The organism is Pseudobacter sp. (assembly GCF_051955275.1).
In the GTDB taxonomy this organism is placed as follows: Bacteria; Bacteroidota; Bacteroidia; order Chitinophagales; family Chitinophagaceae; genus Pseudobacter.
On the sequence record NZ_JBQCGW010000089.1, the window covers coordinates 1 to 14,465 of the forward strand.

Here is a 14,465-nt window from a genome sequence, read left to right on the forward strand (position 1 = left end):
CTGAGCTCCATCACCGTTAATATTAATGACCTCCTTATTTAAACATTCAGTTTTAGTTGCAATTAATATTTACTCATGGTGTGCCCGGCAGTTCGCGGGGACGCGAGCTACCGGGCACTGCGAAATAAAAGGGCTGGCCTGTGAAGTGCCAGCCCTGGAAACAAATTCTGTATTAGTTACTTCGGGATTTCATTCCCTTCTTTCAGCGCCTTGTCTATCCGCGCGATGATATTTTCCAGGTGATCCTTAGCCAATCCGGTTTGCTGCGGAACTGCGGCAGCGATCTCTTTCTTCAACGTCAGCAGGTGCCTGCGCATCATGCCTGACACATCGTTCCTGGTAGGATCAGGATTTACATAAAGCTGTACACCATTGCCTGCGTTCCTTCCCACAATTTCATTCACGGCCCGGAAAGCCGTGAAGGCCACATCGATATAAATCCTTTGCAGATTGCGCCGGTTGATATCGATGCCTTTCCCGGAATACAGCTCCGTCCATACGCCCCGCTTCATATCATTGAGGAATTCCGCACAGGTGTACACTTTCCTGTCTTTATACCTGATCTCATCCCTGATGAAATTATTGAGTGTGCCGGAGCCGAGCAGGCGGCTGAGTGCATTGAACTGTGCAGAACTTAAATAGGGCTCAGGAGAAGAGCCTGTTACTTTGAAGCTGCTGTCACTCGTAAGCCATGCAGGAACATTCCAGAGATTGGCTTCCAGGAATTTCATGGCGCGCTTCTGTTTTTCATAGGGCACCGGTTCAAAAACGGGACCAGGTTGTTCAACGCTTTTGGGTGTGGTGTAAGCGCCGCCCACTGTTTTGAGCACATGCGCCATGTACAGGCTGTACTGGCGGTATACCTGTGCACTGATCTCTCTCAGACTTTCATAACCTTCATTTGGCTTGCGTGTCCAGCTGCTCAGTTGAGGCAGGATCCTTTGCAGGTTCTTCAGGCCATAGGTGCTGGCGAGCACGGCATCATCACCAAGGTCTTCACTTTGTGAGCGTGGATCGTAAGCATCCATTTCGTAGCCGAAATAAAGTTGCTTGTTGCTGTTGAGACTATCAATGATCAGTTTGTTGAGATAGGGCGTTTCTGCATCTGCGCTGCTGAACTGAGGCATCCAGCGATAGCCCCACTGAATGGCCCATTTGTCGTAGGCTCCGATGCGCGGGAAGATGCCTCGTTCCGTGATATTGTCTTCCGGTTGCGCTACATAGTTGAAACGTGCATAGTCCATGATGCTGGGTGTATGGCCGTGCGCTTCCACATATTTCTTATCGCGGAGTTTTTCTACAGGAACAGTGGAACTGGAACCGTAGTTATGCATGAGCCCGAGCGTATGTCCTACCTCGTGAGAAGATACGAAACGGATCAGTTGCCCCATCAGTTCGTCATCAAATTGCATGGTGCGTGCGCGCGGATCGATGGCGCCTGCCTGGATCATGTACCAGTCGTGCACCAGCGCCATGATATTGTGGTACCAGTTGATATGCGTTTCTATGATCTCGCCGCTGCGCGGATCGTGTACATGGGGGCCACTGGCATTGGCGATGGCGGAGGGTTTGTATACGATCACGTTGTGCCTGGCATCATCGATACTCCAGGTACTGTCGTTCCCGGGGGCAGGCAATGCTTTGATGGCATTTTTGAAACCTGCCTGTTCGAAGGCTACCTGCCAGTCGTTCACCCCTGCGATCAGGTAGGGCACCCATTTCTTTGGAGTGGCCGGATCCACATAATAAACGATGGGGTTCTGTGGCTCCACCAGTTCTCCACGAAGGTATTTTTCGCGGTCTTCGGGTCTGGGCTCCAGTCGCCAGCGTGTAGCGAAATACCGGGTGGAAACACGTTGCGGCTCTGCATCAAAATCCACGATGCCACGAGAAAAAAAGCCAACCCTTGCATCTGCATAACGTGGCTGCATCGGTACTTTGGGAAGCAGCACCAGGGAGCTGTTGAGCTCGTATGTAGTAGGCAAGGTAGATCCGGCTGCTGCAGGCATATAGGTGCGGACAACCTTCACTTCCACGTTGATGGGAAAAGTGTTGATGCTGACAATATAGGATTTGTCATTTTGTACAGCGCCCAGGGCCAGTCCTTTTTTTGCATCCGGACCGAAATGCAGGATCTCATTTTCTGTCTGGATGAACGATGTTACATCCAGTACATAAGAATCGTTGTTATTGCCCAGTGCTTTTACCGGGAAGGCGGCAACTATTGGCTGCAGACTTGAATTGAGCACAGATCTGTACATGCCATTCCCGGTGCTGTCTGCGGACTTTTCTCGAAACACCATCCGCTTCATGAAGATGCGGTGGCCCGGTCCTTTCTCAAAGCGGATCACATTCTCCGCTACCTGGTCGCCGGCATATACATTCACCTGCGGACGCAGGCCTGCCGGGGCTTTGGAGATGCGGTTCACCACCAGGATATCACGGTTCAGCAGGCTGTCTGGGATCTCGAAGAAGTATTGTTCATCGATCTGGTGAATGCGGAACATGCCTGAACGGGTGATGGCTTTTTTTGTGATCACTTCATCATAACGTTTGGGGACATTCGGATTTTTCTCCTCTACTTTGGGAACAGAATCTTTGAGCGAAACGGTTGTTTTTGTGTTGCCTTTTTTTTGCGCAAGGGCAAAAGAAGGCAGGCCCATCATCAGCATGATGGGAAGGATGTTCATTTTTGACATAACAATAATTAATGTGGAAGCAATTCTTGTAATTTCCGGAGTAACTCCTCTCCTCTCAGGTTTGCAGCAATGATCTTTCCATTGGGATCGAGCAGAAAGTTCTGGGGAATGGAGCGTACGCTGTACAGCAATGCCACTTCATTTTTCCAGTATTTGAGATCTGATACATGCAGCCAGGTAAGACCGTCTTCGCGGATGGCTTTGGTCCAGGCATCATGCTTGCCGGGCTGGTCCAGGGAAATACCCAGCACAGTGAAATTCTTATCCTTGAACTGATTGTATGCGCGTACCAGGTTGGGATTCTCTTCGCGGCAGGGATAACACCAGCTGGCCCAGAAATCGAGCAGTACATATTTGCCACGGAGCTCTTTCAGGTGAACAGCCGTTCCGGAAGTGTCGGCCTGCGTGAAATCCGGAGCAATGGCGCCGATGCGGACTGCCATGAATGCATCGATGGATTTGCGGAGTTCCAGGCCTTCCTTGCTGTTGCGCACAGATTTTTTCAATCCGTTGAACAGTTTGTGGTACTGTTCGATATTATCGGGAAGATGGCCTACTGCGTCTTTCAGCGCTTCCACGCTCACGAGATAACCGGGATTTGCTTTCACGAAAGCGATCTCCTGCAACCTGCGTTCTTTCTTGAGTTCCGCCATTTCAGAACGATACTGCGCCAGGCCAATGGTATCGTATTTCACTTTCTTATTCTGCACGTCCAGGTACAATTTCTGGCGCTCTTCCAGTTTTCTGTCTGCGTTGGCCAGGGTTTGTTTCAGTTCCAGCTGTTGCCTGGCGAGCAGGGTTGAATCCGTTCTCTTCGATTGTGCCTGCAGACTGGTTGCACCAATGCAACAGGCTGCTGTTGCCCAAAAAATACTCCTCATTGGATCTTGTTTGTTTTATAGGTTACCTGATTTTAGTTGCGCAGTGCCCGGTCGCTCGCGTCCCCGCGAGTGACTTCTATTTGCTCGCCCCTGGCGAGTTCAGCGTTCGCCAGAGGCGAACCAATATTCCTCACTCGCCAGAGGCGAGCGAGTGCTCCCCGATTAACGATAACAAATCCTTTTTGGGAACACTTATTTAGAATACGCGGGTGCCGTTGCCCTGTTCCATATACATCACGGAGGTAACGCGACCCTCCCCTTCAAAATCGGCGGGGATAGCTGACAGCGTACCTGTAGAGCTGATGGTATGCAGGTACACTTTATAACGTCCATCCTTATACGTACAGATAGCAATCTTGTTGACTTTATTCGGATCCGTATTGACGGGTACCGGGTATTTGATATGCTGGATAGCTGTCACCACTTCTCCGGCCGGTAATGTGAACTGCAGGTTCTCTGTCTGGGAGGCGATATCGGTCATGTAGATTTTGCTTCCAACGGAATAATAGATGAGGTCCACATCATAGTTCCCTCCGATCCTGTCTGCATGCATCAGTGAATGCTGCGGGCTCAGTGTGTCCTGTGCCAGGATCAGGGTGTCTGACCCGAAACCAGCCAGGGGACTGTATTTACCATCTATCTTATAGAGATAGCCTGAGTCTTGCGGATTACGGAAGAGTAATACGGCTACGCCACGGTTGCTGGGATAACCAGCCATCCATGCCAGGTCTCCATTCACATTCCGCAGCTTGTCGCGGCCCTTCAGCGGCTTCAGTTCTGCAAAATTGCCATTGTCAATCCCGAAGATGCTTTTATTGTTTTTGTTCCAGAGCAGGTTCATGGCAACCACCGCTGATTTTGAATCGATATTGGTGTAGTTAACTGCTCCCACAAATGCCGGCATATTGGAGAACAGGGTTCCTTTGACCATGGTGTAAGCCTTGCCATCGTTGATGACATGCAGCAGGTTCAGGGCGGTTGGCTGGAACACATCCTGGAGCTTACGCACCGCTGGTTTGGAGAAGAACATATTATCGAAGTTCATCACCATGGCGCCATTGTCAACGCGGTAGATCCCTGCATCGTTATCGGACAATACCATCATGGTACTGTACTGTTCTGGTGCAGTGATGGTGTTCTTGAATCCGCCTACAAAGAGATTTTTGACGGCATTGCCGCTGAGACTGGCGCCGTTATGGTATTTGATCCAGTTATCGATACGGCCTGTGGGATAAATGAAATCGAGGTCCGTTTGTCCTCCATTATCTTTCAGCAGGTACCACCCGTTCATGGTGAGTGTGGAAATGATTGCTGTTGATTTGAACTGGGCCGTTACACCGGTTTCTTTGTTCTTTACATTGAATACAAGGATATAACTGCCGGGGTTCTTCAATACCTCATAGTCCAGGTTCTTGGTGCGTGCAAGTGTATCGGCTTTCACCAGCCCCTGATTGGGGGTGAACGCATTGTTGAACAGCGTCCAGTAATAATCGTATTGTGCTTCGTTTTCCACAACCGGCTGGATCTTAAGCCAGTCCTGACGGGTGTATACGGTATAAGTGGTCTGCAGGCCGCTGACCTTTACGTCTGCTGCCAGGTTCCTGCCGGTACCGCTGTCATCTTTATTGCAAGCCGCCAGCAGTGAGAGCAGGCCGGCAGCAAGGATATATAATCTTTTCATTGTAGTATCGGTGTTTAAAGATTAGTTAGGGAAAGTGATTACCGGGCTGGTGGGTGAATCGGTTTCGCGCAGTGGTGCCTTGCCAGAGCTGATATTGGCCGGGTCTGCGTTGAAAGCGGCCAGCGCTTCCCTGAACAGGATCTTGTAATGGTTTTGCGCCCCGGCCTGTTCAATGGCTTTGTACCAGGTTTCATCGATCCGGATCTTCAGCAGGTCGATCATAAACTGGTGCTTGCGTTGGCTGTAGTTCCCGAAGCTGCTGAAGGCAGCTGCCTGATAACCGTCCACACGCCAGGAGAAGAAACGCTCCAGCCTGTCTGAGAAGATGAGGGTCCTTTCCACCGCCTGTTTTTCTCCGATAGCAAACTGATCGTTTGCGCTGAGTTTTACGCGCAGACGCCAGGTATTTGTTTTCAATGAGGGATCGCGCAGCAGGATCACAGGAAGACTGTCCTGCGCGTTACCTGCTTTCACTGTCATGAGAGCTGCAATGGCAGGATCGTTGAACGCCACGTAATGCTGACCGGCAATGGCTTGGAACGGACGCTCGGTAGCGATGGTATCTGTGATCTGGTTGGTTATCGGGTCACGTACATACGTGTAATCATATTCGGTAACCTGTTCCAGCTTCACCGCCCTGTCTTTATCTGTAATGCCGCCAATGGTGTTTACCGGGATATAGAAGGTGTCCCTGGTCACTGCGGGATCGATGTATACGAAGCTGAACACCATTTCTGCGGTGTCCGCCTGTTGGATCCTGGCAATGTCGCTGTATAACAGGTAGTCAGATTTTTTACAACCTGCAATCACTGCCAGTAAGATGAATGTTATGCAGAAATATTTTTTCATTGCTGTGAAGATCAGTTGTTATTGAAATTGAGTTCACGATCAGGCCTGGGCGCTATATACCTGGCGGATGTTGCTGAATAGTAAGTGTAGGTCCAGGTAGCAGGCAATGTGGTTACATTGTAACGCTTGTAGGTGAAGAAGGTCTGGCCTTCAGCATAGAATTCCCTGCAATACTCCCTGATCATTTTATTCCTGCGGTCCGCTTCCCAGCTGCTGGTACTGAAGCCTGTTGTAAAAGGAATACCTTTCCTGTTGCAATAGAACCTGTAGTGATTCTCCGCTTCTTCCTTAACGGTAGCGCATTCCGTAAGGATCAGGTACATTTCGCTTAACCGTAACAGTGGTAACTGCAGCAATGGCCTCACTTCTTTCTGAATGAATTTCTTATACTTCACAAAACTGGTTTGGCCTGAAGTGGTCTTATAGCTCCACATCCCTACCCACCTGGCATCCGCAGCCCTTTCTGAAACAGGGAACAGGAAGTTGATATAATAGTAGTTGTCCTGGCTGGCGAAATCTGAGCGCACCAGTTGTCCGGATTCTCCGAAATTGGCTTCAGCGGCCTCTTTGAGGTTGAAGATGCTTAGTGCCGCGATCTGCTCGGAAGGCATGGTATAATCTCCCAGCTGTGAGTCGGCCAGTTCGCCTAACCTGAAGGTGGCAATACCTGCCTGATCCTTTGCATCGATCACCATCTGTGCATATTTGGCGGCATTCACGCGGTTGGCGTCTCCCCTTGGCCTGAGCCAGTTGTATACGCGTGCTTTAAGCGCCAGTACTGCATAGTAGTTGAAGCGAAGTTGCCGGTACATATAGTAATCATCACTGACAACAGGTTCCTGATGTAATGATTCATCAGGATTCAGTTGGGCCAGTGAATATTTAGTGATCGGATCGATATCCTTCATGAGTGCTTCGGCCTGGTCCAGATCAGCCAGCACCTGTGCCGCAAAATCATCATAACTGGAAAGAGGGATGATATTCTTGGATACTTCTTTCGCATAAGGAAGTATTGGATTGTTGCCGGGGTTGTCCGGCATCGGTCCGAACAGGCGGAGTACATCGAAGTGCGCAAAAGCACGCAGCGCCAGGGCTTCACCTTTCACCATCGCGTAGTTGTTGTCCTGGAAAATTGATTTCTTGTTATCGATATTCTCGAGGATGCTGTTCACATCGGCGATGATCTTGTATTCTTTCGCGTAGATCACATCCAACCTGCCCCTTACCCCTGCATCGGTGTAGTTGGCGGCAACGAGGTTCATAAGTGTTGTATTGGAGGTGGCGGCCACTTCCCAGTTGCGGCACATGTATTCGATAGTGCCCCAGGTGAGTGAATGACCGTAGGCATCATTGCTTTTAAGGTCCAGGTAGGCGCCGGTGAGGGCATCGCGGAAGCCTTTCTGCGACTGGAACATCTGGTCTTTGGTGCTCTGCCCTTCAGGCTTTACATCCAGCCATTTGTTACAACCGGCCAGCAGGCCTACGGAGCAAATCAGTATCGTAATGGTGATCTTGTTCATTTGAATGGAATTAAAAAGTTGCAAACAGTTGGAAACTGAACTGTCTTGTGAATGGAAAATCAAGACCGCGTTCCTGGCGAACAGTGGAGAGATAGAACAGCTCACCTGTATTGAAAGTAAGCTGCAGGCTCTTCATGTTCAGACTTTGCAGGAATGCCCTGCTGGTAACATCGTAGCTGATGTTCACGTTCTGACAGATAAGGGTCGACTCATTCTGTACAAACCGGGAAGAAGGCTCTGCTTTCGATGTTTCATTCAGTCCACGGAAACCCGTGATATCACCGGGCTTCTGCCAGCGGTCAGTGAATACGCGCGCATCCACATTCAGGAACCTGTTGGCATTTTCAATTTTTTCGATGAGGGTCTGGTTATAGATCTGTCCACCAAAACGGTAACCGAATGAGGCATTCATCGTCACCCCTGCATAACGGAACAGGGTGCTGAAGTTGCCGCGGTACTTTGGTTGCGACAAGCCCACGTTCACACGGTCAGCCGCTTTCCATGAATATGTCACTTCGCCAAACCTGTTGAGGAAAAGTTCTTTTCCTGTACTGGGGTCGATACCGAGTGAACGCACTGCATAGATGGTGTTCTGGGAAGCGCCTTCGCGTATGATCTTATTGGGAGCATTGGATGTGTAATCATATTGCAGCGCCAGTTTTTCGTTGGCCGCTTTCATTGCCTGCGACAACTGCGCGATCTTGTCCTGGTTATGCGCAATATTGCCAGTCACAGACCAGAGCAGGCGGCTTGCATCCCTGCGGATGATGGTCACACGTGCCGTGAGTTCCCAGCCGCGTTGTTCAAGGCGACCGATATTCTCCACATAATCAGTAAACCCGTTTGAATATGGCAGCTCGATGGAAGAGAGCAGGTTGTTGGTGTTCTCTTTATAATAATCTGCCATCAGGTAGATGCGGTCATTGAGGAAGCTGGCCTCAATACCGAAGTCGAGCTTATTGGTTTCCTGCCACTGAAGATCAGCATTGCCCAGTGTTGATTGCGTGGCGCCGATCCAGTTCTTGTAACGGTCCTTCACCAGGTAATTGTAGGTGGCGAGCGGTTGATAGGCAGAGAAAGCCTGGTTGCCGGTAACGCCGTAAGAGGTGCGCAATCTCAGGCGGTCGATATAAGTCAGGTCTCTCAGAAAGCGTTCCTCATGCAGGTTCCAGCCTGCACCCAATGCGTAGAATGGCGCATACCGTTTGTTGGTGCCGAATTGTGAGGCCCCATCAATGCGATAGGTGACATCGGCAAAATAACGGTTGTCATATGAGTAGTTTACGGTGCTCACCACGCCAACCCTGCGGGCAGTGTTCTCACTGCCGCCTGGTGCGCTGTTTTGCGCATATTGCATGGCGCGGCCAATGAAGTCAACTGTTTCATCAGGGAAACCCTCTGCAGCAAAACTGTAGTTGGTAACTTTGGCTTCGTTCAGTTCACCACTCACACCAACAGAGAGGCCATGTACACCTGCAAAGAGGTTGTAATAGTTGGCGGATACACGGCTGGTATAGCTGAAATCCTTGCCAGTGCTGAATACATAACTTCCTTTACGGAACAGGTCTGCTGCTGCATACTGAGAGAAAGCGGAATGTGAAGCCGGTTTGAAATCATCGCCTGTGCTCTGATTGCTGTTGATGCTGATACCACCATTAAGGGTAACCCGGTTAATGGGTTTCCATTCGATCTGGAAATTATTCACGATACTGGTATATGCCGACTTGTTGAATGTGTTCAATGTGGCATTGAACATCGGGTTGCCATAAGGTTGTGAGTACTCTCCCTGTACCCAGTAGTCATACTGGTAAGGCCTGAATCGCTGTACTACATTGCCATTGGCATCGTATGGGCTCCAGTAGGGATTGAGCTTCGCGTAATCCCCGAACGAACCCCAGGGTGATTCATTGCCTTTGGTATTACCGATGCGCAGGTTATTGCTGAAGTTCAGATTTTTCAGTCTGTATGAAATGGTAACGGTACCATTCACGGTTTCGCGGCCGGAGCCTTTCATCACACCATTGATGCGGTTGTATTGACCTTCCAGTGCGTAACGGAAAGTATTGTCGCCGCCTTCCATGCGGAGGGAATGGTTCTGATCGAGCTGCGTGCGCAATGGTTTGCGGAGCCAGTCTGTATTCTGTCCGCTTTCCACCAGGCCGAGCAGTTCGTTGTAATAAGCTTCCATGGCCAGGTTCATGGCGGCGGTCTTTGTTTTGTTGCTGTAGTAACCGGATGCTTTTTCCAGAGCGAGTTTATCGCGTGCGTTCAGCAGGTTGTAGCTGCTGAGATCAGGAAGACTGACGTTAACGCCTCCCCTGTAAGTAAGCCTGAGCTTGCCTGCTGCGGGCTGTTTGGTGGTGATAACGATCACACCATTGGCGCCCTGTGAGCCGTAGAGTGCAGTGGCGGAGCCATCTTTCAGCAAGGTAACGGACTGTATCTCGTTAGTATTGAGGTCCATCATTCTTTGCAGGGAGATGGGGAATCCGTCCATGATCACCAGCGGTGCATTGAGGGCTGCGGCCTGGTACTGGAACTGCTGATCGCGTACGGCCAGTCCGCCATAATCAGTGCTGGCCTGGAACTGATCGATATTGGGCAGGTTACGTGTGCCGCGAAGCTGGATCTCCGGTATCCTGTTGGGATCTGAACCGATGGCGTTGTTGGCTACTACATTGAAGGCGGGATCAATATTACCGAGGGTAACAAAGATGTTACGGCCCTGGAATTCACGGATCTCTTTTTCAGAGATCACCCGGGTGGCGCCTGTATAACTTTCTTTCGGTTTATTGAAGATACCGGTCACCACCACATTCTCGATCACGGCAGCCGCCGGAGAGAGGGAGATAGCGATGTCTTTGGTATTGGCTTTTACCTTGTAGGTTTGGGAAGCAAATCCAACGTAGCTGATCACCAGTACTTCACCTTCATCGGCCTGGATGGTGAAGCGGCCTGTAGCATCGGTGGTCACATTTTTTTTGCTGCCACGGATACTGATGGTGGCTCCTGCAAGCGGAGCGCCCGTGCTGTCTGTGATACGGCCGGTGATTGGTTGCGGAGCTGCTGCCAGCAATGCAGAAAGCGGTTCAGGAATAATGTTGATCGCCGTTCTGGAAAGATGGATGGTCTTTCCGGAGATCACATAACTGAGTGGCTGGTCTTTCAGGATAATATCCAGGAAATGGCGCAGGGGCATATTCTGCACGGAGAAGCTGACGGATTTTGCATCCGCGAGGGTCCCTTTCTTACTGAATACAACAAACCCTGTTTGTTTCTCGATGTTGTCGAACACCTGTCTGAGAGTTTGTTCTTTTCCTGTGAGTGTGATACTCTGCGCCTTTCCAGACGCATATGCATTCACCAAACCGAGAGTCATTAAAATGATGGTCAATCTCATAACCAGCAGAATTTTGGCGAGGTTGTGGCGTCCTCTACGCTTATGGGCCCGGGCAGGGGTATAAGCCGGTTGACGGAAACCGGCAACCGGGAAGCCACAATCAGCAGTTTTTTGCATAAATTGTGAACAGTTTTGGTTGATAAAAAATGGATAATACACACTCATTTGGCTCAGCCTGAACAGTACCGGAGGTGGCGCAATCACTTCCGGTTTGTTTTTCAGACCGATCCATTATTTCGGTTATTGATTCAATGGCAAGGTGAAATGGTAAGGTTTATCAGGGAAGCACTGTCAGTGTTCTGTTTTCAATTTTGCAATGCACTCCGGATTTCCCCAGCATCACCAGCAGGTCACTAAGCGGAACATCTCTCGTTAGTTTACCTTCAAATTCTGCATCCGGAACATTCTTCGCATAGATCACTTCAATATCGTACCAACGTTCAACCTGTCTCATGATCTCTTCCAGGCTGGCTCCTTCAAAGTTGAACAGGCCATTCTTCCACGCCATCACCTTTGTCAGATCAACCCCATTGATCACTTTGATACCGGTATTCGTTGCTTTGTTATTCTGCAGAATGCGGCCCTGCTGGCCGGGTTTCAGCGTTTCGGCCTGATCATTTTCTGATATTCTCACACTGCCGTTCAGCAGTGTGGTGCTGATAACTGATTCATTGGTGTAAGCGTTCACGTTGAACTGCGTGCCCAGCACTTCTATTGTTGCCTTTCCATTTACATTCACTTTGAAGGGCATATGGGTATTACGCGCCACCTCAAAATAGGCTTCACCTGTAACGCTCACCAGGCGCTGGTTTCCGGTGAATGCGGTGGGGTACCTGAGAGAGCTGGCTGCATTGAGCCATACCCTGGTCCCATCCGGTAAAGTGATCTGGAACTGGCGCCCTTTGGGAGTGGTCATGGTGTTGTAACCGATCTCTCCGTATGTTTTTCCGGTTGGATCATAGGCCAGTCCCCCACTCTTCAGGGTTACGGATGTACCTCCCTGGGTGGCTACAATGCCATTACCCAGGCTGTCGAGCACCAGTTGCGAGCCATCTGCCAGCGTAAGTACGGCGCCGCTTTTCCCGGGTGAAATATGTTTGGTTTCCGCGATGGAAACGGGAGGATGTGTTTCTTCTTTTTTATTTTCTGAAAGGAAGAGATAAGTACCTGCCAGAGCCAGTAACAGCACAGAAGCTGCTGCCCATCGCCATTTGCGGAGCAGGCCTGGTTTTTGTTTTGTGACAGGCATTTCAATTAATCTGCCTTCTTCCGTTGATGAACCGGTGATCCGTGCAGCACCGCCATCCAGCCTGCTTTTCCAGAATGCTATATCTTCTTCGTTTTCCGGTGTGAAATTTTCCAGGTTGTTTTCTATGTAGGCAACTACGGTTTCATCATGGATGCCTGTACGAACAAGTGTAAGCAACTGATCGATCTCAGCTGCATTCGCCTGTCCGCTGGAGTATTTCTCCAGTAATTGGATGATATGTTGATTACCTGTATCCATAGATTTTATATGGTTTGCACAACCTACTGCTATCACTGACGACTGACGGCAACAGAAGTACCAAAGGGGTTAAAAATATTTTGAAAAAATAATAATGGCCAGCACACCGGTGATATCGCCATGATCGAGGAGATAGGTCCGGATATGCTGCAGGGCAAGGTTTAGCTGATTGCGAACGGTGTTTTTGGAAAGGTTCAGCTGGCTGGCAATTTCGTCGTAGGTAAGACCCTTTTCATGGCGCAGTTTGTAGATCAGTGCGCGTTGGGCAGGTAGTTGCTGAATGGCCTGGCGGAAGAGTTTCTCTCCGGCCTGGTAGTCCACCAGTTCTTCGGTGGTATTGGTATGGGCGTTTTGCAGGAAGTGCACCAGGTGTTGCTGGAGCTTTACTTCATAGCCTCGTTTTTTAAGGTGGTCCTTGGTGCGGTTGGCGATCATCCGGAAGAGATAGCTGCCCGGGTAATCAATGCTGGTCAGGGTGTTGCGGACAGACCATAGTTTCAGGAAACTGTCCTGAACAATTTCTTCCGCCCATAATTCAGAGCGCAAAAAACGGGAAACGAAGAGGGCTGATTTTACTGCATACGCGTCATAGAACTCCTCAAATGCGGAAGCATCGCCGTTGGCGATGCGCTGAAATAAAAGTCTGTCACGTTGTAACGCGTTATTGTCCAATACTTTACTATGGGTTTAGTGATGGCCATAAGAAGGCGTAAGGTGGGCTAAAATTAAAGAGAGTTGGGAATATATGGCGGGACTTATTTTTCAGAGGAGCATATGGCGTCTGAAATTGATCGTTTGAACAGGCTGGCAGGATTCAAAAAAGAAGAGCTGGCCCATTTCTATTGAATAGTATACAACTATAGTTGCGTTCGACCAGGAGAATCCGAATGCATCATTATTAAACCATTTTTGATTTTTTGCAAACTGGTAGGTGGCATCATCCCAGTGGAAATTCTTTTTGTCGAATATTTTTATATCGATGTTCCCGTTTTCTGTTTCGATATGAACAAAAAGACTGGCAATGGTTTCTGTTTTTTCAATTCTCAGGCATCCTTTTTTCTTTCTGTCTTTTGAATGCTTTACAGGGTAATTCACAGCAAACCGGAAATTTTCCCGGATAACACTATTGTACGCATTTTCGAAAACTGATTTATCCCAGTTGTATTCATCACTGAGCTCCAACATTACTTTGTGGATCAGTTCAAGGACATAGTGATAACGGCCTGTTTTATCTGCCGCTTCGTATTGATCATGATTGAACTCTGTTGCAACCGAAACTACCGAGCCCAATTTATTAGGTCCCTTCCAGATACCATAAAAGGCTGGCTGAATGCAAATGCGGGTAGCGCCGACAGGTTTATAGCCGTTCATATTCCAGACATAGAGGTCACTTACATAATTCGCGAGGGCTGTTTCTTCAGCATGCCTGGGATCTTCTCTCGGGTAGCGAGTTGGTCCATATAAAGTAATATCGGTAAAAGGTGCGCCCATATACATCCGGTGTTTATAGATTCCCTGCTAAATCTAGCTTTCTCTTTCCTTTTTTGCAAATGGAAACACCGGAATTTGGTGAAAATAAATACAAAAATGTATCTAGGGTTATAAATGCTGCTGAATATCGCTTATGTCAACCAGCAGGCAGCAGATAAACAAGGCGGATGACCGATTTCTGTTTTCAGATCATATCTTCCCGAATTTCCTGCAACCTTCCACTTTTGTCTGAATACTTTTATCAATGAGCCAGTCAAGGTCCGTGAGATGAGGAATTGTATTGAAGGATAAGTGCTTCAGGTATTTCATATAATTAACAGGAAGCAGGTGTTCTACCATTAACTGTTTTACCCAGGTGAATGACAGGTGTTCTATTTTACCAATCTCCGGTAAGGCTGCGAGATTGGTAGTTCCTCCAAAGCCAAATTAAAGTCATG

General features: G+C 49.0%; 9 protein-coding genes. All 9 read right to left on the minus strand.

Annotated elements, in window-relative coordinates; translation table 11 throughout:
- Nucleotides 1-176 precede the first annotated feature (176 nt).
- Entirely contained in the window at nucleotides 177-2,699 is a 2,523-nt protein-coding gene (locus ACTHMC_RS07755; RefSeq protein WP_440412308.1) for a zinc-dependent metalloprotease, read from the minus strand.
- Nucleotides 2,700-2,707: 8 nt separating this feature from the next.
- Nucleotides 2,708-3,580, minus strand: a complete 873-nt coding sequence (locus ACTHMC_RS07760) for a redoxin domain-containing protein (protein ID WP_440412310.1) — start codon at nucleotides 3,578-3,580, stop codon at nucleotides 2,708-2,710.
- A gap of 196 nt (nucleotides 3,581-3,776) precedes the next feature.
- On the minus strand, nucleotides 3,777-5,261 hold the full coding sequence (locus ACTHMC_RS07765; protein ID WP_440412312.1) for a PKD-like family lipoprotein: 1,485 nt from the start codon (nucleotides 5,259-5,261) through the stop codon (nucleotides 3,777-3,779).
- A gap of 21 nt (nucleotides 5,262-5,282) precedes the next feature.
- A complete protein-coding gene (locus ACTHMC_RS07770) occupies nucleotides 5,283-6,110 on the minus strand; it encodes a DUF4843 domain-containing protein (RefSeq protein WP_440412314.1) in 828 nt (275 codons plus the stop codon).
- An 11-nt stretch (nucleotides 6,111-6,121) separates the two neighbouring features.
- Entirely contained in the window at nucleotides 6,122-7,630 is a 1,509-nt protein-coding gene (locus tag ACTHMC_RS07775; RefSeq protein ID WP_440412316.1) for a RagB/SusD family nutrient uptake outer membrane protein, read from the minus strand.
- A gap of 10 nt (nucleotides 7,631-7,640) precedes the next feature.
- The gene (locus ACTHMC_RS07780) at nucleotides 7,641-11,030 is read right to left on the minus strand and encodes a SusC/RagA family TonB-linked outer membrane protein (RefSeq protein ID WP_440412318.1); all 3,390 of its coding nucleotides are present in this window, start codon (nucleotides 11,028-11,030) and stop codon (nucleotides 7,641-7,643) included.
- Nucleotides 11,031-11,307: 277 nt separating this feature from the next.
- Nucleotides 11,308-12,537 carry a FecR family protein gene (locus tag ACTHMC_RS07785; RefSeq protein WP_440412320.1) on the minus strand — a complete coding sequence of 410 codons (1,230 nt, stop codon included), beginning with the start codon at nucleotides 12,535-12,537 and terminating at the stop codon, nucleotides 11,308-11,310.
- A gap of 69 nt (nucleotides 12,538-12,606) precedes the next feature.
- The gene (locus ACTHMC_RS07790) at nucleotides 12,607-13,209 is read right to left on the minus strand and encodes an RNA polymerase sigma-70 factor (RefSeq protein ID WP_440412322.1); all 603 of its coding nucleotides are present in this window, start codon (nucleotides 13,207-13,209) and stop codon (nucleotides 12,607-12,609) included.
- A gap of 90 nt (nucleotides 13,210-13,299) precedes the next feature.
- A complete protein-coding gene (locus ACTHMC_RS07795) occupies nucleotides 13,300-14,028 on the minus strand; it encodes a hypothetical protein (RefSeq protein ID WP_440412324.1) in 729 nt (242 codons plus the stop codon).
- Nucleotides 14,029-14,465: the final 437 nt, after the last annotated feature.

Coding starts and splice junctions, on each gene's coding strand:
- ACTHMC_RS07755 (WP_440412308.1), bottom strand. CDS start 2,699: ATGTCAAAAATGAACATCCTTCCCATCATGCTGATGATGGGCCTGCCT.
- ACTHMC_RS07765 (WP_440412312.1), bottom strand. CDS start 5,261: ATGAAAAGATTATATATCCTTGCTGCCGGCCTGCTCTCACTGCTGGCG.
- ACTHMC_RS07760 (WP_440412310.1), bottom strand. CDS start 3,580: ATGAGGAGTATTTTTTGGGCAACAGCAGCCTGTTGCATTGGTGCAACC.
- ACTHMC_RS07770 (WP_440412314.1), bottom strand. CDS start 6,110: ATGAAAAAATATTTCTGCATAACATTCATCTTACTGGCAGTGATTGCA.
- ACTHMC_RS07775 (WP_440412316.1), bottom strand. CDS start 7,630: ATGAACAAGATCACCATTACGATACTGATTTGCTCCGTAGGCCTGCTG.
- ACTHMC_RS07785 (WP_440412320.1), bottom strand. CDS start 12,537: ATGGATACAGGTAATCAACATATCATCCAATTACTGGAGAAATACTCC.
- ACTHMC_RS07795 (WP_440412324.1), bottom strand. CDS start 14,028: ATGGGCGCACCTTTTACCGATATTACTTTATATGGACCAACTCGCTAC.
- ACTHMC_RS07780 (WP_440412318.1), bottom strand. CDS start 11,030: ATGAGATTGACCATCATTTTAATGACTCTCGGTTTGGTGAATGCATAT.